The following is a 22324-nucleotide window of genomic DNA, read 5'->3' as shown; positions in this document are numbered from 1 at the left end:
CGGAATCACCACCCGGGGCGGGCGGGTCAGACCTCGCCCACCTCGGTGACGTGCACGACGGCGGTGCCCGCGTCGTCGGAGGCGCCGAGGTCGACCTCGGCGGTGAAACCCCAGTCGCGGTCGCCCGCCGGGTCGTCGAAGACCTGGCGGACCAGCCAGCGCTCGGGTTCCTGGGTGATCGTCAGCAGCGCCGGGCCCCGCGCGTCCGCGCCGACACCGATCCGGGCGTGCAGCTCGAAGTACGGCTCCAGCGCGTCGGCCCAGGCGTCGGCGTCCCAGCCCGCGTCGCCGTCCAGCTCGCCCAGCCCGGCGTAGTCGCGGCGGGCGGCGAGCTGCACGCGCTGGAACAGCGCGTTGCGCACCAGCACCCGGAACGCGCGCGGGTTGGTGGTGACCCCCGGCGGCAGCTTGTCGACCGGGTCCTCGGTCTCGCCGGTCTCCGGGTTGGTCAGCTTCTCCCACTCGTCGAGCAGGCTGGAGTCGACCTGGCGGACGAGTTCGCCGAGCCACTCGATGAGGTCGGTCAGCTCCTCGGTCTTCGCCTCGTCCGGCACGGTCTGGCGGACCGCGCGGTAGGCGTCGGCCAGGTACCGCAGCACCAGGCCCTCGGAGCGGGCCAGTCCGTAGAACGACACGTACTCGGTGAAGGTCATGGCGCGCTCGAACATGTCGCGCACCACCGACTTCGGCGACAGCTGGTGGTCGCCGACCCACGGGTGCCCGCGCCGGTAGGTCTCGAACGCCGCGCCGAGCAGCTCGGCCAGCGGCTTGGGCCAGGTGACCGCCTCCAGCAGCTCCATCCGCTGGTCGTACTCGATGCCCTCGGCCTTCATCGCGGCCACCGCCTCGCCGCGGGCCTTGTGCGCCTGCGCGGAGAGCACCTGCCTCGGGTCGTCCAAAGTGGACTCCACGACGGACAGCGCGTCCAGCGCGTAGCCCGGCGCCTCGCGGTCGAGCAGGTCGATGGCGGCCAGCGCGAACGGCGACAGCGGCTGGTTGAGCGCGAAGTCGAACTGCAGGTCCATGGTCAGCCGGACCCGGCGGCCCTGCTCGTCGGGCTCGTCGAGCTGCTCGACGACGCCCGCGGTCAGCAGCGCCCGGTAGATCGCGATGGCCCGCCGGATGTGCTTGCGCTGCGCGGACCGCTCCTCGTGGTTGTCCTCCAGCAGGTGCCGCATCGCGGCGAACGCGTCGCCGGGGCGGCCGATCACGTTGAGCAGCATCGAGTGGCTGACCTTGAAGCTCGACGTCAGCGGCTCCGGCTCGGCCGACACCAGCCGGTCGAAGGTCGGCTGCCCCCAGGAGACCATGCCCTCCGGCGGCTTCTTGCGCACGAACTTGCGCCGCTTCTTCGGGTCGTCGCCCAGCTTCGCCAGCGACTTCTCGTTCTCGATGACGTGCTCGGGCGCCTGCACCAGCACCGTGCCCAGGGTGTCGTAGCCCGCGCGCCCGGCGCGGCCCGCGATCTGGTGGAACTCGCGGGCCTTGAGGATCCGGGTCCGCACCCCGTCGTACTTCGACAGCGCGGTGAACACGACCGTGCGGATCGGCACGTTGATGCCCACGCCCAGGGTGTCGGTGCCGCAGACGATCTTCATCAGGCCCGCCTGGGCCAGCTTCTCCACCAGCCTGCGGTACTTGGGCAGCATGCCCGCGTGGTGCACGCCGATGCCGTGGCGGACCAGCCGCGACAGCGTCTTGCCGAAGCCGGAGGAGAACCGGAAGTCGCCGATCAGCGCGGCGATGCGGTCCTTCTCCTCGCGCGTGCACACGTTGATGCTCATCAGCGCCTGCGCCCGCTCCAGCGCCGCGGCCTGGGTGAAGTGCACGACGTAGACCGGGGCCTGGTTGGTGGTGAGCAGCTCCTCCAGCGCCTCGGTCAGCGGGGTCATGCCGAAGGAGTACATCAGCGGCACCGGCCGCTCGGCCGAGGTGACGACCGCGGTCTCCCGGCCGGTGCGCCGGGTCAGGTCGTCCTTGAACCGGGTGACGTCGCCCAGCGTCGCCGACATCAGCACGAACTGCGCCTTCGGCAGCTCGATCAGCGGGATCTGCCACGCCCAGCCGCGGTCGGGCTCGGCGTAGAAGTGGAACTCGTCCATCACGACCTGGCCGACGTCGGCCTCGGCGCCGTCGCGCAGGGCGATGTTGGCCAGGATCTCCGCGGTGCAGCAGATGATCGGCGCGCCGCCGTTGACGCTGGAGTCGCCGGTCGTCATGCCGACGTTCTCCGCGCCGAACAGCTCGCACAGCGCGAAGAACTTCTCCGACACCAGCGCCTTGATCGGCGCGGTGTAGAAGCTGCGCACGCCCTGGGCCAGCGCGGTGAAGTGCGCCCCGGCCGCGACCAGGCTCTTGCCGGAGCCGGTCGGCGTGTTCAGGATGACGTTCGCGCCGGAGACGATCTCCATCAACGCCTCCTCCTGCGCCGGGTACAGCGACAGGCCCTGGTCGGCGGACCAGGTGGCGAAGGCGTCGAACAGGGCGTCCGGCTCGGGGGCGGCGGGCAGGCGTGCGGTCAGCGTCATGGTGTGTCGATCGTGCCGGCCCACCCCTGGGTGGTGAGTGCGCGGGGTGAACCTCTCGCGCGGTCTCGCGCGTGGCCCCCATGATCGGCGGCGTCAACCCGCGGCGACGGGCCAAGTCGGGAACGGTGCCGGGTGGGGATGAGGGGGTGGGGAGGAATCGACTCAGAACCGGTGGCCGTAGAGCACGCTGCGCACGGCGCCGACCACCGAGCAGAACTGGGGGAGGGCCGGGTGCTCGAGATCGGGAGCGGTCGCCCACGAGACCACCGAGCGGTCGGTGTCGGCCGTCGGGATCAGGACCCGCGCGCGCACCGGCTCCACGCCGGGCGGCAGCGGCCTGCGGGAGTGCTCCTCCGACGCGGGCTGGCACAGGAAGGTCCACTCGGTCCGTTTGCCCGGGACGGCCAGCACCGGGCCGGCGAGCATCCGCAGGCGCAGCCACCACTGCACCTCCGCGCCGAGGCCCGCGCGCATGCGCAGCCCCGTGACCCGGTCGCCGCCGAGGTCCAGGTAGGCGTTGAGCGCGTCCCCGTCGACCGGCCAACCGAGCCGGGTCCGGTAGTCGGACACCGCGAGGTCCGGTGTGTGTGCTTCGGACAGTTCCGCCGCTGTCATGGCGAGCCACCTCTTCCGCCGTCGCGTCCGGAGTGCCCCTTCACGGCCTGGATGCCCGGGCGACGGCCTTCGTTCACCAATATGAGCGACCGAAAGCGGGGAAGCTCATCCCAACCGGGCATAACCCAGGGGTGATAGCGGCCACACAGCCGCGGCCGCGGGCGCTGTTCGGCGGTGAACGCCGTGGCCCGTGTGGACAGTGGCGGGCGGACACGCGGCGCTGAGTGAACTGGACCGGCAACCGGTAACGGCTCAGGCGTCGGCGAGGACTTCGCGCAGCAGGCCGTGCGGGTGCCCGTGCCTGCGCCATTCGCGCGGGTAGCCCAGGGAGACCTCCTGGAACTTGACGCCGTCGTGGTGGGTTACGCGCGGGATGTGCAGGTGGCCGTAGACCATCACCGCGGTGGGGAACCGGGTGTGCCAGTCGGCGGTCAGCTCGGTGCCGCACCACTGCGCGAACTCCGGGTACCGCAGGATCCGCGTGGGTTCGCGCACGAGCGGGTAGTGGTTCACCAGCACGTACGGCACGGCCGGGTCGGCGTCGGCGACCAGCCGCTGCTCGGTCTCGGCCACCCGCGCCCGGCACCAGTCGTCGCGGGTCGGGTACGGGTCGGGGTGCAGGTAGTACTCGTCGGTGCACACGACCCCGCTGGCGTGCGCGATCTCCAGCGACTTGGCCTTGGTGTGCGCGCCCTCAGGGCGGAACGTGTAGTCGTAGCCGAGGAACAGCGGCGCGACCCGCACCGGGCGGCCCTCGCCCTCCCACACCGCGTACGGGTCCTCCGGGGTCAGCACGCCCAGGTCGCGGCACACCCGCACCAGCGCCTCGTAGCGCTCCACGCCCTTGGCCTGCACCGCGTCGGCGGGGACGGTCCACAGCTCGTGGTTGCCGGGCGTCCACACGACCTTCGCGAACCGCTCGGCCAGCCGCCCCAGGGCCCACTCCACGTCCGCGACCTGCTCGGCGACGTCCCCCGCGACCAGCAGCCAGTCGTCGGCCGACCCGGGCCGCAGGCCGTCGGTGATCTCGCGGTTCTCCGCGTAGGTGATGTGCAGGTCGCTGATCCCCAGGAGTGTGCCCACGGACCCGATCCTCCCACCTCCGCCCGCCGGCGTGCGGAGATCCACGTCTCCTGGGGGTGCTCAGTCGCGGCGCTTGTGGATGGTGATGTGCACCGGCGGGCGCACGCCGTCGCCGAGACCGGTGTCCACCTCCTCGGCCAGGGTGCGCAGCACGTGCCAGCCGAAGGTGTCGGTGTTGGGGGTGCGGCCGTCGTTGGAGCGCGTGCTCGCGATGAACGTGACACCCGCCTTCTCCCTGGTGAACCGGCACTCCAGGTCCGCGCCGGGGGCCGCGAGCACGATCAGCTGCGAGCACACCTCGTCCACCGCCAGCCGCAGGTCCGCGATCGCGTCGACGGTGAAGTCCGCGCCCATCGCCACCGTCGCGGCCACGCCGCGCACGATCGGCAGGTTCGCCAGGTCGGCGCGCAACCGCAGGTCCACGTCGGGCCGGGGGGTGTCGGGCACGGCTCGCTCCTCGGGGTCTGGTGCGCCCCCCTGGTCGACACACCGGGGGTGTGGGACGGGTCGATCGACCGCGACCGAACCTACTAGGCTGGTCGTCGAGGCGGTTGAGCAGCCAGCCGCCACACGTGAGTGACCCCTGCGCGAAGGGCTGCCATGAGTACCTCCGACCTGCTGTCCGTCGAGTTCGCCGACCGACCCGACGCGGTGCTGCTCCGCGTCCGCGGCGAGGTCGACATGGGGACCGCGCCCATCCTGCGCGGCCACCTGGCGGACGCCGTCACCCGGGGCCGCGCGGCCGACCCGGTGCTGGTCGACCTCACCGAGGTCGGGTTCCTGGCCTCCGCCGGACTGGCCCTGCTGGTCGAGTTCCACACCCGCTGCCGCGAGGCGGGCCGGGCGCTGCGCGTGCTCACCGCCGGGGGCGCGGTCCTGCGCGCCATCCAGGTCAGCTCCCTCGACAACGTGCTGAGCGTCCACCCCACCCTCGACGACGCCCTCGCCGCGAGCTGACCCCGCCCGACCCCCTGGGAAAGGCCGGGGTTGACCACGACCCCACCCGGGAAAGCCACCGGGCGAGCGGGGTTCCTCGGGCGTTCGGCCGGTCGGGGCGGGCACGCGTAGATTGATGACCATTCCGCGGTGAGGCGAGCAGGGGAGGCCCGACGGTGAACGGCATGACGGGCCCGGCGTCGCGCACCCCGGCGTGGCGTGATCGGCCGCGGGTGCGATGACCGCAGACCACACCGCGTTGCTGTACCGGGGAGCCGTCGAGTACCTCGCCGCCGTGCTGCCGTTCGTGCGCGACGGCGTGGCCGCCGGTGAGGCGGTGACCGTCGCGGCGCCCCGGGGCAACCTCGACCTGGTGCGCGACGAGTGCGGCGCGGAGGGCTTGGCCGACCGGGTGCGCTGGCTGGACATGGCCGAGGTGGGCCGCAACCCCGGCCGCATCGTCTCCGCCGTGCTGCACCCGCTGCTGGCCCGCGGTGGACGCGTGGTCACCGAGGTCGTGTGGCCCGGTCGCCCCTCGGCGCAGTACCCGGCGTGCGTGCGGCACGAAGCGCTGGCCAACGACGTCATCGCCGACCGCCCGTTGCGCCTGCTGTGCCCCTACGACGCCGAGCTGCTGCCCGCGTCCGCGCTCGCCGACGCCGTCGGCACCCACCCGGCGCTGCTGCGCCGCGGCGCCGCCGAGACCAACCCGGAGTACGCGCCGGACGTCGCGCTGGAGACCTACAACCGGATGCCCGACGACCCCGCGGCTGCGGACGGGGCCCGCGAGATCTCCGTCGGGGTCGGCGAACTCGGCGACGCCCGCGCCATGGTGTCGGCCGCGGCCCGCGCGCACGGCCTCGACGAGCAGCGCGTCGGCGACACCGCGCTGGTCGTCACCGAACTGGTCACCAACAGCATCGAGCACGGCGGGGGCCGCGCCGAGCTGCGCGTCTGGTCGCGCGACGGCGAACTGGTCTGCCAGGTCCGCGACGGCGGCACGCTCGCCGACCCGCTGGCCGGGCTGCGGCCCGCCCCGGTCGACCAGGCGCACGGCCGCGGCCTGCTGCTCGTGCACACCCTCGCCGACCTGGTGACCCTGCACGCCGACGAGCACGGCACGGTCGTGCGCGCGCACTTCGCACTCCCGTCGGGTGCTTGATCTCCGCGCGGACCGGGTAGTTCCCCTGTCGAGGACAGCCGACCTGGGAGGGCAGTGCAGATGACGACGGAGCATCCCCGGGGTGTAGCCCGCAAGCTCGTGGACGTGACCCGCGGCGGCGAGCTCGACCCGCGCGGGCCGTCCGGCGCGCTGGACGTGCTCGCGGGCGAGCGCCACCGCGACAAGCTGGGCGCGGTGCTGCGCGAGCTGGTCGTGGCGACCGCCGACATGATGCTGTGCCGCGCGGAGAGCACCGGACCCGACAAGGCGTTCGTGCTCGACCTGCGCGACGACGAGGGCGACCCGGTCGAGGTCGACGCGCTCGACCCGCCGGTGCGCGCGCTGGTGCGGGCGCTGCTGGCGCGGCTCAACGGGCAGCGCGCGGACGCCGAGTACCAGCTCGACCTGGCGGTGCGCGACGACCCGCGGTTCGACCCGGTCGACGTGCTGGTCCTGGCGCTGCTGTGGACGGTCGGCTCCATCGAGTGGTGCGAGCAGCACGACGTGCCGACCCCCGGCTGGCTCGGATGACCGATGTCCTCTCCCTGGCTCGCGAACTGGCGGAGGTGACGCGGCTGGTCGAGGACGACGACGTCGCGTCGGCGTTCGAGCGGTTCACCGGGCGGGCCGTGGCGACCGTGCCCGGCTGCGTCCACGCGTCGCTGGCCATCCGCGGTCCCCGTGGCGAGGTGGAGGCCGTCGGCGACGACCCGCGCGACGTCGACCTGCTGGTCGCGGGTCCCATCACCGAGGCGCTGGAGTACCACGAGCCCCGGCGCCTCGACGACGTGCGCACCGACCGGCGCTGGCCCGCGTTCTCCGCGTGCGCCGCGCTCCTCGGGTTCCGCAGCTGCCTGTCGCTGCCGATCCCCGGCCGGGGCGGGTCGGGGGCGGTGTTCACCCTGTACGCCGAGGAACCGGGTACGTTCGACGAGTCCTCGTACGACCTCGTCATCCTGCTGGCGTTGCACGCGGGTGTGGTGTTCGACAACGTGAACCTGTACCACGACAGCGGGAAGCTGGTCGACCAGCTGCGCTCCGCGCTGGCCACCCGCGCCGCCATCGGTCGGGCCCAGGGCCTGCTGATGCGCCACTTCGACTACGGCGCCGACGCGGCCTTCGACGAGCTGCGGCGGGCGTCGCAGCACACCAACCGCAAGCTCCGCGAGGTGGCCGCGGACCTGGTCGACGCCCAGGAACGCGGCGGTTTCACCGAGTACCTGGCGTCGCCGGGCTTCGCGGGCACCCCGGACCGCGTGTAGCCCCGTTCGCCCCGGACAGTCGCTTGTGGACTCGTCAGGCGAAGACGCCCGCCAGGAAGCCGTCCAGGTTGATCCGCAGCCGCAGGATCCGCTCGTCCAGGGTCAGCGACTCGGCGGCCTGGGTGGCCTCGGTCTTGCGCTTGCCCCGCAGGTAGAGCGAACAGGCGAGGTCGGCGCAGATGTAGGTGCCGCGCGAGTTGCCCTGGCGGCCCGCCGCGCCGGTCTTGCGCGCGGTGAACAGGGAGACGCCGGATGCGGTGTGCGCGGTGAGGCAGAGCGCGCAGATCGACGTCCGCGTCAGGCTTTTCGGGCCGGGCGGGGGCTTGCGCAGGCTCAGCCCGACGAGCCGGTCGTCGTGCGAGGTCACCAGGTACGCGCGGTCGGGCGCGCCCGCCTCGACCCAGCCGAGGAAGTCGAGGTCGGCCCAGGGCAGGTCCGTCAACCCCCGGGGCAGCGCCAGGCGCTTGGCCTCGCCCTGGGAGCAGTTGACGAAACTTGTCCGGATCTCCGGCTCGGTCAGGGTCTGCACCGTCCCAGTGTGGATGGCTCTTTCCCGCCGTCGCAACCGGTTAACGCCGAACCCGACCATCGCGTCAGGGATTGCGGCGGGGTTTGATCGTGACCGGTGGCAGCGGTGGCGCCGGGAGCCGCGCGGGCTCACCGGTGTACCCGGTGACCTCGCCGAACCGCTCGGACCGCGCCTGCCACGCCTCCCGGTAGGCGACGATCTCGTCGTGGGTGCGGGCGACGAAGTTCCACCACATCAGGATCGGCTCCTCGAACGGCGTGCCGCCGAGGAGCAGGGCGCGGGCCGGGGTGCCACCGGGGTTGGCCAGGCGCAGGCAGGGGGCGCCGGACGCGAGGTAGCCCAGTTCGGCCGGGGCGAGTTCGACGTCGGACAGGCGGAGGCGGCCGGTGTCGAGCAGGACACCGTGCTCGAACGACGGATCGACTTCGAGGAGCAGTTCGGTTCCCGGGGCCAAGACGAGTTCCGCGCCTAACAACGGCATGAAAGTGCTTACCGGGGAAGTCTTACCGGCGAGGGTTCCCAGGAACACCTTGGCGGTGGCGCCATCCAGCGCGAACTCGTCGGGGACGTAGTGCTCGAACGCGCGCGCGGTGTGGCGGTGCGCGTCCGGTAGCGCCACCCACAGCTGAACACCGTGCAGAACCTTCGTAGTACGTGTGGATACTTCGGAATGGCAGATTCCCGCGCCGCCGGTCATCAGGTTCAGCTCACCCGGACGCACCATCGCGTGCGAACCCAGGCTGTCGCGGTGCTCGATCTCGCCGGAGAACAACCAGCTCACCGTTTGCAGGCCGGTGTGCGGGTGCGGGGCGACATCCATACCCCCGGCGGTGGCGACGACATCGGGGCCGTAGTGGTCCGCGAAGCACCACGCGCCGATCAGCGACCTATCGCGCTGCGGAAGGGTCCGCCGCACGCGCATGGCACGCGGACCGCCCAACGGGACCTCGCGCGCGGTCAGCACCTCCACCCGCGCGGTGTCCGCGGCGGCGCGGCACTCCACCTCGCTGGGATCGGCCTCGGTGTTGCTCATTCCTCACGTCCGGCGGCGGTTCGCGTCATGCGGCCAGGGTAGTTGTCCACAGGCTCGCGCACCGCGTCCCCGGGAACGTCGGTCGGGGCCGTAGGATCTCGGGCGTGTCAGGCGTCACGTCCGAACCTCCCCAGCCCCCTTCCGAACCCACCCCGCTCGACCACGCGGCAGCGCTCGACGAGTCCACCGAGGTGCTGCGGCGCGTCTTCGGCTACTCCGCGTTCCGCGGCGAGCAGCAGGACATCATCACCCACGTGGCCGCCGGTGGCGACGCGCTGGTGCTGATGCCGACCGGTGGCGGCAAGTCGCTCTGCTACCAGATCCCGGCGCTGGTCCGCCCCGGTGTCGGCGTGGTGGTGTCGCCGCTGATCGCGTTGATGCAGGACCAGGTCGACGCGCTGCGCGACCTCGGCGTGCGCGCCGGTTTCCTCAACTCCACCCAGGACTACCAGCAGCGCCGCGCGGTCGAGAAGGCGTTCGTCGACGGCGAGCTGGACCTGCTGTACCTGGCCCCGGAACGGCTGCGCGTGGAGTCGACCACCGCGCTGCTCGACCGCGGCAAGATCGCGCTGTTCGCCATCGACGAGGCGCACTGCGTGTCCCAGTGGGGCCACGACTTCCGCCCGGACTACCTGGCCCTGTCGGAGCTGCACGAGCGCTGGCCGGACGTGCCGCGCATCGCGCTGACCGCCACCGCCACCGCGGCCACCCACACCGAGATCGCGCAGCGGCTCAACCTGGGGGAGGCGCGGCACTTCGTCGCCAGCTTCGACCGGCCCAACATCCAGTACCGGATCGTGCCCAAGGCCAGCCCGCAGAAGCAGCTGCTGGAGCTGATCCGCGCCGAGCACGCGGGCGAGGCCGGGATCGTCTACTGCCTGTCGCGGTCGTCGGTGGAGAAGACCGCGCAGTTCCTGTGCGACAACGGGATCCCGGCGGTGCCGTACCACGCGGGCATGGACTCCCGGGCGCGCGCGACCAACCAGTCCCGGTTCCTGCGCGAGGACGGGTTGGTGGTGGTCGCCACCATCGCGTTCGGGATGGGGATCGACAAACCGGACGTGCGCTTCGTCGCGCACCTCGACCTGCCGAAGTCGGTGGAGGGCTACTACCAGGAGACCGGTCGCGCCGGCCGCGACGGGCAGCCGTCCACGGCGTGGCTGGCCTACGGGCTGCAGGACGTCGTGCAGCAGCGCAAGCTCATCGACGGCTCCGAAGGCGACGAGGCGCACCGCCGCAAGCAGAACCAGCACCTCAACGCGATGCTGGCGCTGTGCGAGACGGTCCAGTGCCGCCGCGTGCAGCTGCTCAACTACTTCGGCCAGTCCGGCGAGCCGTGCCGCAACTGCGACACCTGCCTGAACCCGCCGGAGTCCTGGGACGGCACGGTCGCCGCGCAGAAGCTGCTGTCCACCGTGCTGCGCCTGGACCGCGAGCGCAACCAGCGCTTCGGCGCCGGGCAGGTCATCGACATCCTGCTCGGCAAGCGCACCGACAAGGTCACCCAGCACCGGCACGACCAGCTGACTGTGTTCGGCATCGGCACCGAGCTCAACGACTCGGCGTGGCGCGGCGTGGTCCGCCAGCTGCTGGCGCAGAACCTGCTGGCCGTCGAGGGCGAGTACGGCACCCTCGCGCTGACCCCGGACAGCGCGGCGGTCCTCGGCCGCGAGCGGCAGGTCCACTTCCGCCGCGAACCGGAGCGCCCGGCCCGCGCCGCGGCGGTCGCCAAGACGCGCAAGGCGGAGGCGGCCGCGATGCCCGCCGCCGCGACCCCGGTGTTCGAGGCGCTGCGCGCCTGGCGCGGGAACACCGCGCGCGAACAGGGCGTCCCGGCGTACGTCATCTTCCACGACGCGACCCTGCGCCAGATCGCGACGGTGATGCCGACGACCCTGTCCGGCCTCTCGACCATCAGCGGCGTCGGCGAGAGCAAGCTGGCCCGCTACGGCCAGCAGATCATCGAGACCCTCGCCGCCCTCGACCAACCGCCGTCGACACCCCCGCCCGCGGCGTCCGCGCCGGCGTCCCGGACCGCCGTCGACGACGGCTTCCCGCTCGACGAGCCGCCCCCGGACTACGACGACGAGCCCCCGCCCGAGGACTACTAGTCCGGACCCGTGGTCTCCGGGGCGCACCGCGTGAAATCCCGGAGACCACGGGAAAACAATCTTGGGCCGCGTCGCCGGGCGTGTCCCGAACGGGTTCCCCCCGTGTTCCGTACCGGGAAAGTTTCCGCTGGTCGCGCACGGTGATGGCGACCTTGGCGAGTCGAACGTGAATCCGGGACGCGACCGCACCGCCTCCCGCGACGCCCAACCCACCAACAGTCGGCGGGCGGTGCCCCCTTTCTGCCACTCGTTCAGGCTTTGCCTCACGCGATACGGGGTGGGCGGAACTACGCACCGTAATCGGTAGAATCCCTCGAGGATCAGGTGCGAAATCCGTCTTATCCGCCATTGCGCGCAGCGGTCGCCCGTCCGTGGAAATCGTCGTGAGGGAGAGCCGATGGACCCGTTGACCAGTGCCGCGCCGTCGCCGGGGTCCGCCTCGTGACCGCGTCCTCCCTGGACCGGCCCACCGCCGACGACGTCCCCGCCGAGAGCGCCACCGAGCGCGTGGCCCCCGCCGCCCCCGAGGCCCGGGGGAACGACCGCGCGTGGCGCCTCGCCTACCTGCTGCTCGCCCTCGCGGCCGTGGTGCTGACCTTCGTCTTCATCCGCGCCACCCTCGACGACTCGTTCATCACCTGGCGTTACGGCCGGTCGCTGGTCGAGGCGGGCGCGTGGAACTGGAACCCCGGCGGTCCCCTGGTCGAGGCCTACACGAACCCGCTGTTCGCGGTCCTGTCGATCATCCCGGCGCTGCTCGGCGTCCCGGTCGAGCTGTTCTTCAAGCTGGTCGGCATCGCCACCGTCATCGGCTTCGCGCTGGTCGTGCGCAAGGCCCGGCTGCCGCGCGCGCAGGAGTTCACGCTGCTGGCCATCGCCCTGTTCAGCCCGGTCTTCTACCTGCAGGCCTTCCTCGGCCTGGAGACCGCGACCTTCGCGCTGTTCATCGCCTGGCTCTTCGGCATCCTGTACCGCCGCGGCAACCTCGGCGTGCTCGGCTTCGTGGTGGCCGCGCTGCTCGCGGTGAGCAGGCCGGAGGGCATCGCGTTCGCGGGCGCGGCGATCGTCTGGGCGCTGGTCCTCAACCGCCGCGACCGGGGCACCTGGGTGGGCGCGGTGCTGGTCCTCGGCGGCTGGTTCGCCTACTGGTGCGTGCGCTGGGCGTACTTCGGCCAGTTCTTCCCGAACACGTACTACAAGAAGTCCTCCTCCCACGTCCCCTTCCTGCAGAAGGCGCTGGACCTGGGCATCGGCCTCGCGCCGCTGCTGGTGCCGGTGCTCGTCGGCCTCGCCGTGTGCGGCGCCTGGTACCGCCGCGCCGCCGCCACCCGCACCGCCACGACCCGGACCGACCTGTTGCGCGACGCGGTCCCGCTGCTGCTCGCCGTGCTGTCCACGCTGGTCGTGCTCGGCGTCTACCGGCAGTCCAACCTGGTCATGGACCCGGGCAACCGGTTCTACTGGCAGCTGCTGCTGCCCGTCGCCCTGGTCGTGCTGGCCCGGCCGCTGACCGGCCCCACCGCCGCGGGCGCCGTCGAGGACGGCGCCGAGACCCAGCGCCGCAACCTCGCGCTGCTCGCGGTCGCGCTGGGCGCGGTGACCGTGCTGGTCTGGAACTTCTCCGCGGTGACCAGCGCGATCATCGTCGGGTGCGGCCTGGTGTTCGTCGCCGTGGCCATCGGCTTCTCCCGCCGCACGCACGTGGCGTTGCTGGCCGCCTCGGTCGGCCTGGCCACCGTGGTCGGCTTCGGCCAGTCCGACGACCTGCTCGGCCTGCTGTCCTACCGCTACCGCCTCGAAGGCGCGCACCAGGCGATCGGCCAGGCCATCGCGTCCACGGACCTGTCCGACGGCAAGATCGTGGTCGGCGACGCGGGCGTGCTGCCGTACTCGGTCAAGCAGGAGGTCATCGACATCTCCGGCCTGGGCACCGTCGAGGCGGCGCGCGGGACCCTCGACGCCGCGTTCCTGGACCGCAACAACGTGAAGATGGTCGTGCTCATCTCCAAGGCGCCCGACCCCGACAGCGCCCGAGCCGTCGACGCGTCCCCGATCGCCCACGACTGGGTGAAGAGCAAGGGCTCGGAGTTCGTGTTCGGGCGCGGTCCGATGTTCGCGCCGAACTACTACATGAACTACTGGATCGCCCGGGACTGGGCCGACGCGGGCCTGCTCACCAAGCTGGACGCGGTCTACGAGGCCTCCCTGCGCGACGACGCCCCCGACGCCCAGATCCTGCGCAAGCACCTGTTCGACTTCCCGTTCCTGCGCGGCGACTAGTCGGGGAACCCGCCACCCGGCTCCTCAGGAATGCTCCCGGCCTGCCGAAGACAGGCCGGGAGCCAACAGGAAGATCCGGGTGGAAGGGTCACGATGAGCGCGTCGCGTCGCAGTGGACTGGTGGGGCGCTTCGGCGACCTCCCCGTGGCGGTCAGGATTTTCAGTGCGGTCGCCGTGGTGCTGGCGGCCTTCGGGGTGGTCGTGGCGATCAGCCTCAGCGGCACCAACCGGGTGACCGACGGGTCGCGGGAGATCTACGACCACGGCGTGCAGTCGACGCAGACGCTGGCCGAGCTGCGGGCCGACATCCTCACCGACCGCAACTTCATGCTCAACTACTACATGTCCGACGCGGAGTGGCGGCCGAAGAACAAGGAGTCGATGGCGGGCCTCGACGCGAGCATCGCCAAGCTCCTCACCCGCTTCGAGGCCGAGACCGCGGACCCGACCACGCTCGCCGCGCTGCGCAAGAACTGGGACTCCTACCTGCAGGTCCGCGACAAGCAGCTGATCCCGTCCGCCGACGCCAACAACCTGGGCGCCTTCTGGGACGGCTACAACACCGCCGAGGGCCTCACCAGCGAGGTCGACAAGCAGCTCGACACGCTCACCACCAACCAGGCCGCCGACGCCAAGGCCGACGCCGACGCGGTCGCCGACACCGGCACCAGCACGAACTGGTCGATCACCATCGGCGCCGCGCTCGGCCTGCTCTTCGGCCTGCTGCTGGCGTGGCTGGTGGCCCGCTCGGTCACCCGCCCGCTGCGCCGGGTCACCGGCGTGCTGGAGTCGGTCGCCGACGGTGACCTGACCCGCCGCGCCGACGTCACCGGCCGCGACGAGGTCGGCCAGATCGCAACCGCGCTCAACCGCGCCACCGACAGCATGCTCGCCACCGTGCGCACCATCGGCTCCAACGCCTCCGCGCTGGGCGGCTCCTCCCGCGACATGGCCAAGGCGGGCGACATCCTGGCCAAGGGCGCCGCGCAGACCGCGGGCCGCGCCGACAAGGTGCGCGCCGCCGCGCAGGAGGTCTCGCTGCACGTGCAGACCCTGGCCACCGCGTCCGAGGAGATGGGCGCCTCCATCCGGGAGATCTCGTCCAACGCCTCCGACGCGGCCCGGGTCGCCTCCGAGGCCGTCGAGTCGGCCCAGGAGACCACCGACATCGTCGGCAAGCTCGGCGAGTCGTCGGCGGAGATCGGCAACATCGTCAAGGTGATCACCTCGATCGCGGAGCAGACCAACCTCCTCGCGCTCAACGCCACCATCGAGGCCGCCCGCGCCGGTGACGCGGGCAAGGGCTTCGCCGTGGTCGCCAGCGAGGTCAAGGACCTGGCCCAGGAGACCGCCAAGGCCACCGAGAACATCGCCGACCGGGTCCGCGCGATCCAGGGCGAGACCGCGTCGGCGGTCACCGCGATCGAGCACATCTCCGAGATCATCCACCGGATCAGCGACTACCAGACCACCATCGCCTCGGCGGTGGAGGAGCAGACCGCGACCACCAGCGAGATGAGCCGCAGCGTCTCCGAGGCCGCCTCCGGCGCCGACGCGATCGCCCGGACCGTCACCGACGTCGCCGACGCCGCCGCGTCCACCAGCCACACCGTGGACGCCTCGCAGGAGACCGCGGGCTCCCTGGCCGCCATGGCGGGCGAGCTGAACGACGTGGTGGCCCGCTTCCGGGTCTGACCGACCGCACCCCGCCGGGGCCGGGACGCCACTGGTGTCCCGGCCCCGGCGTTTGTCCGGCCGCCCCTCGGGTACGCGTCGGGAGTACCGCTCCCGACCCCAGGAGGCCGTTCATGGCGGACGAGAAGCAGCGCGCGCTCGACGGGGCGAGGGTCGACCCGGATGGCTCGCGGCTGATTACCCAGCAGGGGGTGCGGGTCGACCACACCGACGACTCCCTCGCCGCGGGCGACCGCGGGCCGACGCTGCTGGAGGACTTCCACTTCCGGGAGAAGGTCACCCACTTCGACCACGAGCGCATACCGGAGCGTGTCGTGCACGCGCGCGGCGCGGGCGCGTACGGGCACTTCACGCCCTACGACGACCGGCTGGCCCGGTACACCGCCGCGGAGTTCCTGACGGACCCGTCCGTGACCACGCCGGTGTTCGTGCGGTTCTCCACCGTCGCGGGTTCGCGCGGGTCGGCCGACACCGTCCGTGACGTGCGCGGGTTCGCCACGAAGTTCTACACCCGCCAGGGCAACTACGACCTCGTGGGCAACAACTTCCCCGTCTTCTTCATCCAGGACGGCATCAAGTTCCCGGACTTCGTGCACGCGGTGAAACCCGAGCCGCACAACGAGATCCCACAGGCGCAGTCCGCGCACGACACGTTCTGGGACTTCGTCGCGCTGCAACCGGAGACCCTGCACGCGGTCATGTGGCTGATGTCGGACCGCGCGATCCCGCGCAGCTACCGGATGATGCAGGGCTTCGGCGTGCACACCTTCCGCCTGGTCACCGCCGACGGGCGCGGCACGTTCGTGAAGTTCCACTGGAAGCCCGCGCTGGGCACGCACTCGCTGGTGTGGGAGGAGTGTCAGCGGATCGCCGGTTACGACCCGGACTTCAACCGCCGCGACCTGTGGGAGGCCATCGAGTCCGGCGCGTTCCCCGAGTGGGAGCTGGGCGTGCAGCTGGTCGAGGAGACCGACGAGTTCGCCTTCGACTTCGACCTGCTGGACCCCACGAAGATCATCCCGGAGGAGCGGGTCCCGGTGCTGCCGGTGGGGCGGCTGGTGCTGGACCGCAACCCGGACAACTTCTTCGCCGAGACCGAGCAGGTCGCCTTCCACACCGCGAACATCGTGCCGGGCATCGACTTCACCAACGACCCGCTGCTGCAGGCGCGCAACTTCTCCTACCTGGACACGCAGCTGATCCGGCTGGGCGGCCCCAACTTCGCGCAGATCCCGGTCAACCGACCGGTCACGGAGGTGTCGACCAACCAACGCGACGGCTACGGCCAACAGCGCGTACACCGCGGTCGCACGTCTTACACGCCCAACACCCTCGGCGGCGGCTGCCCTGTCGTGGGCGGCGACTTCCCGGAGGTGTTCCGGCACTACCAGGAGAAAGTCGACGGATCGAAGATCCGCAAACGCAGCGCGAGCTTCGCCGACCACCACGGCCAGGCGGCCCTGTTCTGGAACAGCATGTCCGAAGTGGAGCGCACGCACATCGTCGCCGCCTTCCGCTTCGAACTGGGCAAGGTCGAGACGGTCGAGATCCGCGCCGCCGTCGTCGCCCAACTGGGCCGCGTCCACGCCGACCTCGCCGCGGCGGTCGCCGAAGGCCTCGGCCTGCCCCTTCCGGACCTCGGCGAGCCCGCGAGCACCCAGTCCTCACCCGCGCTGAGCCAGCTCGGGCAACCCACGGGCACGATCGCCACCCGCAAGATCGCCGTCCTGGTCGCCGACGGCGTCGACGGGGAAGGTACCGAGAAGATCCTCACCGCCCTGCGCGAACGCGGCGCCACCCCGGAAACCCTCGCCCCGCGCGGCGGCGCGGTCCGCACGGCCCACGGCCCCGACCTCCCGGTGGACCGCGTGGTGTCCACGATGGCCTCGGTCCTCTACGACGCGGTACTCGTGCCGTGCGGGCCCGACAGCGTCGAGACCCTCGCCGCCGACGGCTCCGTCCGACACTTCGTCGCCGAGGCGTTCCGCCACCGCAAAGCGATCGCGGCGTTCGGCACCGGAACCGAACTCCTGGCGGCCGCGGGCATCGCGGTCGACGACGGCGACCTGGTCGTCGAAGCGGGCGTGGTCACCACGACCAAGGCCCGCGACGAGATCCCGGACGGGTTCGTCGACGTGTTCGCCCAGGAAATCGCCAAACACCGCGCGTGGAACCGCGACACCAGGGAGGTCACCGCGTAACCACCAAGCGGACGGCGACCGCCCCGCCCCACCAAGTCTCGGCGCCCGCTCACCCGCGGTCGTGGGCCTCTCGGACTTCACCGAACTCCCTGCCGCGGCCGTGGCGGTGGGCGCCGTCCTGGTGGCCGTCCGCCACGAGTTGCCCCTCTCCGGTGGCGTCGGAGTCCTATTACGTCACCGCTGACCCGCAAGACCCCAGACAGCAAAACGGGGCGTGGCCCAGGCCACGCCCCGTTCAATCCCTCACCGCCCCTGCGGCGGCTGCCCATACGGCGGCATCTGCTGGTGGTACGGATACCCGGGCGGCGGCTGCGGCGGAATCGGCCCCCCGTACATCGGCCCCGGAGCCGGATACTGCCCGGACTGCATCTGGCCGGACGGCATCTGACCGGACTGCATCTGCCCCGCCCCCTGCGCCGCCGCGCTGTACGCGGGCTCCCGCAACGGGTTCATCGTCGGATGGGTCTCCATGCTTTCCCGCATCCGGGGGATCTCCTGCCCCGCCCGATCCAGCCACCCCTCCCACCGGCTCTGCATCGGCCGGATCAGCCCACCCCCGACCCCGACCACCGCGATACCGCCCGCGGTGGCCAGCACGGTGATCAACACCGGCGTGGTGACCGTCGTGGCCACACCGATCTGGTTCAGCGCCGCGATGATCCCCAACGCCGTGATGAACACCGACGCGGCGGTCCCCAGCGTCCGCCCGTAGGAGAGGCCACTGAGGACGTTGGAGACGAAGTCCCGCACCGCCCGGGCGATGGCCGCGGCCACCACCACGATCAGCACCGCCACCGCCGCCTTGGGCAGCCAGGCCACGATGTCGGTGAGCAGCGCCGAGATCGGGTTCGCGCCCCACACCCCGAACGCCACCTGCAACGTCAGCAGCAGGATCGCGTAGTAGACCATCTTCGCCACGATGTCCTTGGCGTCGTAGCGGGACCGGGCGAGCACCCGGTTCACCCCGCCGCGGTGCGCCACCTGGTCGAACCCGACCCGTTGCAGCACCCGGACCACCACGCGGGCGGCGAACTTCGCGATGAAGTAGCCGACCGCCAGAACGAGCAGGAACCCCAGCAGCCGGGGCACGAAGGTGATGACCATCCGCCACGCGTCGGAGAACCCCGCTCCGATGTCGACGGCGGCCACGTCGGTCGCGGCCATCGGCGCCTCCCTAGGGCTGATCGGTGGACTGGTCACCCGAGCATCTCGCCACCGCGGCGTTCCCACACCCCGGGAGAAACCGGTGGGTGACACCCACCCGGGTGGACCTCCGCAGCGCAGCGTGAAACCGACCCGCGATTGTCCGACGCCCCAGCCGGGTAGCTACCGGGCAGGGACAACCCGCCGAGTTGGCCGCCGTCCGCGCCCGGGTCACCATGACCGAGCGGTCGCGACCGCGACCCGTCCCGATACCCACGACCGGAGAGGTACCCGTGAAAAGCAGCAGACCCCCACTCGCCGTGGTCACCGGCGCCGCCCGCGGTATCGGCCACGAACTGGCCCGCCAGTTCGCCGAGCACGACTTCCGCGTCCTCGCGGTGGCCGACGAACCGGGCATCACCGCCACCCGGCTGGGGCCGCGCGTGGAGGCGGTGCGCCTCGACCTGAGACAGCCGGGCAACGTCGAGGCCTTGGCCGCGCGGGCCACCGAACTGGGCGTACCCGCCGCGCTCGCCATCAACACCGGCACGGCCCTCACCGACCACCTCGCCATGGTCGACCTCGACGTCCGCGCCACCGTGCACCTGGCCAAGCTCCTCGTCCCCGGCATGATCGACCGCGCCTACGGGCGCGTTCTGTTCACCTCACCGACCCCGGCCCCCGGCCCACACCAGTCGGTCCACAACGCCACTACGGCGTTCACACACTCCTACGCCCTGTCCCTGCGCGAGGAACTCCGTGGCACCGGAGTCACGGTCACCGCCCTAGGCCCCACCGACGCCCTCGTCGAAGACTCCGCCGCTGCGGCCTTCGCCGCCGCAATGCGCGGTAGGCCGCACGTCACCCCTGCGTCTCCGGCCAACCGCCTGGCCGCCGCAGCCGCGCGCCTGCTCCCCGACAACGTCCTTACCGCTGTCCACCGTGTACTGGCGAAACCGGCCTGACCCTCACCCGTGCAAGGTCCGGCTCACCGCGCGCATGCCCGCCCGGCAAGCCGGGCCGTACCAAGACCGCGACGCCAACGCGGCACGCGCCGCGTTGGCCCCCGGGGCACCGTGCACACCACCGCCGGGATGCGCCGACGCGCTCGCCAGGAACAGGCGCTCCACCGGCGTGTCCGCGCGCGCCAGGCCCGGTGTGGGGCGGAACACCAACTGCTGGTGCACGCCCGCGGTACCCGAGTTGACCGCCCCGCCGACCAGGCCCGGGTTCCCGCCCTCCAACTCCCGCGGCCCCGAGGCCACCCGGCCGACCACCAGGTCGCGGAACCCCGGCGTGTGCCGCTCCACCACCGCCTCGACCCGGTCGGCCCACTCGCGGACCCGCTCGACCGGCCAGTGCCCGCCGCGCGGCACGTGGCTGTAGAGCCAGACCGACTCGGTGCCTGCGGGCGAGCGCGTCGGGTCCGCCGTGGTCATCTGCCCCATCAGCAGGAACGGTTCCGCGGGCACCCGGGTCCGGCCCAGGTCGGCGTCCACGCCCACGAACCCGTCGCTGTCCACACCGAGGTGGACGGTCCCGGCCAGCTGCGGCTCCGCGGCCGACCAGGGGATCGGGCCAGACAGCGCCCAGTCGAGCTTGATCGTGGCGTCGTCCCAGTCGACGCGGCGGACGTCGGCGACGAACCGGGCAGGCAGCGCGGCCGGGTCGAGCAGGTCGAGGTACAGCGCGGGCGCGGGCACGTCGGCCAGCACGGCCCGCCCCGCGCGCACCACGTCGCCGTCCGCGGTCCGCACCCCGACCGCCTTGCCGCCCGCGACCAGCACCCGCGCCACCCGGCGCCCGCACTCCAGCGTGCCGCCGCGGGCGCGCAGCCGGGCCACCAGGGCGTCGGTGATCGCGCCCGCGCCGCCCTCGGGCGCCGGGAACCCGACGTCCTGCCCGAGCATCGCCAGCAGCCAGCCGAACACCGCGCCACCGGCCTGGTTCGGGCCCAGGTCGGCGTGCATCGCGTTGCCGGTCAGCAGGACCCGCGCGCCCTCACCGGCGAACCGCTCTTCGCCGAAGCGGCGCACCGGCATGGCCAGCACCCGGGCGGCGCGCAGCGCGTCACCGACCCCGAGCGCCCAGCAGGCCCAGGCCCGCGCGGACCGGCGGGAACGGGCGCAACAGGGCGTCCAGCAGGTCGTCGCGGAGCAGCCGGTAGCGGTCGAACTCCCGCCGGCACGCGGCCCCGTCGCCCGCGGCGAAGGCGTCGACCGACTCGGCGGTCCCGGTCCAGGTCGCGGGAGAGCAGCACGGCCCGGTCGTCCGGCAGCACGTGCGCGAGCACGGCGGGCGCGTGCCGCCACCGCAGCCCGAACGCGTCCAGGCCGAGGTCGCCGATGACCGGCGACGCCGCCGCCAGCGGGTGGAAGGCGCTGTAGAGGTCGTGGCGGAACCCGGGCACGGTCACCGCCGCGGTCCGGGCCGTCCCGCCCGGCGCGCCGGCCGCCTCCAAGACCACGACCGACCACCCGGCGTCGGCCAGCAGGTTCGCCGCGACCAGCCCGTTGGGCCCGCTGCCGATGACGACCGCGTCCGCCGTCATCGCCCCGCCACCGCCCGGTCGGGCGCGCTCCGCGTCATGCCACAGATACCACCACGCCCGGCCCCGCCGAGCCCGCGTGGTGCCCCCTCGTGCCCGTCCGATCACCCGCCGTGCGGACGTTCGCACCGCCGTGTGGTTCCCCGGAGTGGGTGACTAGGCTGGCGCCGACCGGCGAAGAGGTTGAGCACGCAGCCCCCGCTGACGGGCGGTTCCGTGTGGGTCGGCAGACCTCCCTGCGCCCGTCAGTGGACGGTCGGGTTTACCTCGCCCGGACAGGCGGTGCGGGCGCGACGAGGCGGACGACGGGCGGCATAGGCTCCGCCGGTCGTCCGGAAGAGGAGGCACCATGACCACTGGACCAGAGCCCACGGACAACCTGGCCGCTCTGCTGCGCGCCGGCACCGGGGCGCTGACCAGGCGGTGGATCGAGCTGGCCGCCGCGCCACTGCGCGGCAGGCTCACCGTCGCCGAGCTCGAACGGGAGCTGACCGAGCTCTTCCGCGCCCTCGTCGCCGCCGTCGAGAGCGGTAGCCGCGACCTCCAGTCCGAGCCCTACGCCGAGGTCCGGGCCCTGCTGTCGGACATGTCGCGCCACCGCGCCCGCTCCGGGTTCACCCCGACGGAGACCGCGGTCGGGGTGTTCACCCTCAAGCAGGCCCTGTTCGAGCTCGTCGACCGCGCCGAGATCGAGGGCGACCTGCGCGAGGTCCTCGCCTTCTCGCTGCTGCTCGACGCCCTCGGCCTGCTGACCTTCGAGACCTACGCCAAGGCCCGCGAGGAGGTCATCGACGAGCAGGCCGAGCAGCTGCTGGAGCTGACCACCCCGGTGGTCAAGGTGTGGGAGGGCGTGCTGGCCGTGCCGCTGGTCGGCACCCTGGACTCCGCGCGCACCCAGGTCGTGATGGAGAAGCTGCTGGAGTCGCTGGTCGGCAGCGGCGCCGAGCACGCCATCATCGACATCACCGGCGTGCTCGCCGTGGACACCCAGGTCGCCCAGCACCTGCTCAAGACCGTCATGGCGGCCCGGCTGATGGGCGCGGAGTGCACCATCTCGGGCATCCGGCCGCACATCGCGCAGACCATCGTCGGCCTCGGCATCGAGTTCGGCGACATCACCACCAAGGCCACGCTGGCCGACGCGCTGCGGCACGCGCTGACCCGGTCCGGCGTCACCATCTCCTCCGGGCGCGGGTGA

Annotated in this window: 17 protein-coding genes and 1 pseudogene; 10 read left to right on the top strand and 8 right to left on the bottom strand. The window is 72.3% G+C overall.

Annotation, left to right across the window (positions count from 1 at the left end; genetic code table 11):
• Positions 1 to 26: 26 nt before the first annotated feature.
• The 4 genes from CLV40_RS33575 to CLV40_RS33560 form a co-directional block, all read right to left on the bottom strand.
• Positions 27 to 2528 (bottom strand): DEAD/DEAH box helicase, encoded by a 2502-nt coding sequence (locus CLV40_RS33575; RefSeq protein WP_104483070.1) that lies wholly within the window; start codon positions 2526 to 2528, stop codon positions 27 to 29.
• Positions 2529 to 2690: 162 nt separating this feature from the next.
• Positions 2691 to 3143, bottom strand: coding sequence for a hypothetical protein (locus CLV40_RS33570; protein WP_104483045.1), 453 nt, complete (start codon positions 3141 to 3143; stop codon positions 2691 to 2693).
• A gap of 252 nt (positions 3144 to 3395) precedes the next feature.
• Positions 3396 to 4235 carry a metallophosphoesterase family protein gene (locus CLV40_RS33565; protein WP_104483069.1) on the bottom strand — a complete coding sequence of 280 codons (840 nt, stop codon included), beginning with the start codon at positions 4233 to 4235 and terminating at the stop codon, positions 3396 to 3398.
• Between the two features lie 51 nt (positions 4236 to 4286).
• Positions 4287 to 4673 (bottom strand): ATP-binding protein, encoded by a 387-nt coding sequence (locus CLV40_RS33560; protein WP_104483044.1) that lies wholly within the window; start codon positions 4671 to 4673, stop codon positions 4287 to 4289.
• A 153-nt stretch (positions 4674 to 4826) separates the two neighbouring features.
• On the opposite strand from CLV40_RS33560, the gene CLV40_RS33555 reads away from it, so the two are divergent.
• The 4 genes from CLV40_RS33555 (at position 4827) to CLV40_RS33540 (ending at position 7586) form a co-directional block, all read left to right on the top strand.
• On the top strand, positions 4827 to 5183 hold the full coding sequence (locus tag CLV40_RS33555) for an STAS domain-containing protein (RefSeq protein WP_104483043.1): 357 nt from the start codon (positions 4827 to 4829) through the stop codon (positions 5181 to 5183).
• A 217-nt stretch (positions 5184 to 5400) separates the two neighbouring features.
• Positions 5401 to 6324: a sensor histidine kinase gene (locus CLV40_RS33550; protein ID WP_104483042.1), complete on the top strand. Its 924-nt coding sequence runs from the start codon at positions 5401 to 5403 to the stop codon at positions 6322 to 6324.
• A gap of 60 nt (positions 6325 to 6384) precedes the next feature.
• On the top strand, positions 6385 to 6855 hold the full coding sequence (locus tag CLV40_RS33545; RefSeq protein ID WP_146108367.1) for a hypothetical protein: 471 nt from the start codon (positions 6385 to 6387) through the stop codon (positions 6853 to 6855).
• Positions 6852 to 7586, top strand: coding sequence for a GAF and ANTAR domain-containing protein (locus CLV40_RS33540; protein WP_104483040.1), 735 nt, complete (start codon positions 6852 to 6854; stop codon positions 7584 to 7586). The genes CLV40_RS33545 and CLV40_RS33540 overlap by 4 nt, the downstream gene beginning before the upstream one ends.
• Before the next feature lie 34 nt (positions 7587 to 7620).
• Here the strand turns inward: CLV40_RS33540 and CLV40_RS33535 are convergent, their stop codons facing one another.
• A complete protein-coding gene (locus CLV40_RS33535; RefSeq protein WP_104483039.1) occupies positions 7621 to 8115 on the bottom strand; it encodes an FBP domain-containing protein in 495 nt (164 codons plus the stop codon).
• Between the two features lie 64 nt (positions 8116 to 8179).
• Positions 8180 to 9148: a pirin family protein gene (locus CLV40_RS33530; RefSeq protein ID WP_104483038.1), complete on the bottom strand. Its 969-nt coding sequence runs from the start codon at positions 9146 to 9148 to the stop codon at positions 8180 to 8182.
• Between the two features lie 191 nt (positions 9149 to 9339).
• Between CLV40_RS33530 and recQ the strand changes: the two genes are divergently transcribed.
• The 4 genes from recQ to CLV40_RS33510 all read left to right on the top strand — a co-directional run bounded on the left by recQ (position 9340) and on the right by CLV40_RS33510 (position 17435).
• Complete coding sequence (gene recQ, locus CLV40_RS33525) at positions 9340 to 11259, top strand: DNA helicase RecQ (RefSeq protein WP_245931735.1); 1920 nt, start codon at positions 9340 to 9342, stop codon at positions 11257 to 11259.
• Between the two features lie 441 nt (positions 11260 to 11700).
• Positions 11701 to 13539, top strand: coding sequence for a hypothetical protein (locus CLV40_RS33520; protein ID WP_104483036.1), 1839 nt, complete (start codon positions 11701 to 11703; stop codon positions 13537 to 13539).
• Between the two features lie 93 nt (positions 13540 to 13632).
• Entirely contained in the window at positions 13633 to 15234 is a 1602-nt protein-coding gene (locus tag CLV40_RS33515) for a methyl-accepting chemotaxis protein (protein WP_104483035.1), read from the top strand.
• Positions 15235 to 15347: 113 nt separating this feature from the next.
• Positions 15348 to 17435, top strand: coding sequence for a catalase (locus CLV40_RS33510; protein WP_104483034.1), 2088 nt, complete (start codon positions 15348 to 15350; stop codon positions 17433 to 17435).
• Positions 17436 to 17678: 243 nt separating this feature from the next.
• Here CLV40_RS33510 and CLV40_RS33505 read toward each other — a convergent pair whose 3' ends face one another.
• Complete coding sequence (locus tag CLV40_RS33505; RefSeq protein WP_104483033.1) at positions 17679 to 18599, bottom strand: mechanosensitive ion channel family protein; 921 nt, start codon at positions 18597 to 18599, stop codon at positions 17679 to 17681.
• 272 nt (positions 18600 to 18871) lie between these two features.
• Here CLV40_RS33505 and CLV40_RS33500 point away from each other — a divergent pair, with 272 nt between their 5' ends.
• Positions 18872 to 19543, top strand: a complete 672-nt coding sequence (locus CLV40_RS33500) for an SDR family NAD(P)-dependent oxidoreductase (RefSeq protein WP_245931733.1) — start codon at positions 18872 to 18874, stop codon at positions 19541 to 19543.
• Positions 19544 to 19546: 3 nt separating this feature from the next.
• Here the strand turns inward: CLV40_RS33500 and CLV40_RS33495 are convergent.
• Positions 19547 to 21129, bottom strand: a pseudogene (locus tag CLV40_RS33495) (phytoene desaturase family protein).
• Between the two features lie 346 nt (positions 21130 to 21475).
• Here CLV40_RS33495 and CLV40_RS33490 point away from each other — a divergent pair.
• Complete coding sequence (locus tag CLV40_RS33490; RefSeq protein WP_104483032.1) at positions 21476 to 22324, top strand: STAS domain-containing protein; 849 nt, start codon at positions 21476 to 21478, stop codon at positions 22322 to 22324.

Source organism: Actinokineospora auranticolor (assembly GCF_002934265.1).
In the GTDB taxonomy this organism is placed as follows: domain Bacteria; phylum Actinomycetota; class Actinomycetes; order Mycobacteriales; family Pseudonocardiaceae; genus Actinokineospora; species Actinokineospora auranticolor.
Note: the sequence above shows the minus strand (reverse complement) of the source record. Positions and strands in the feature narration are given on the sequence as shown.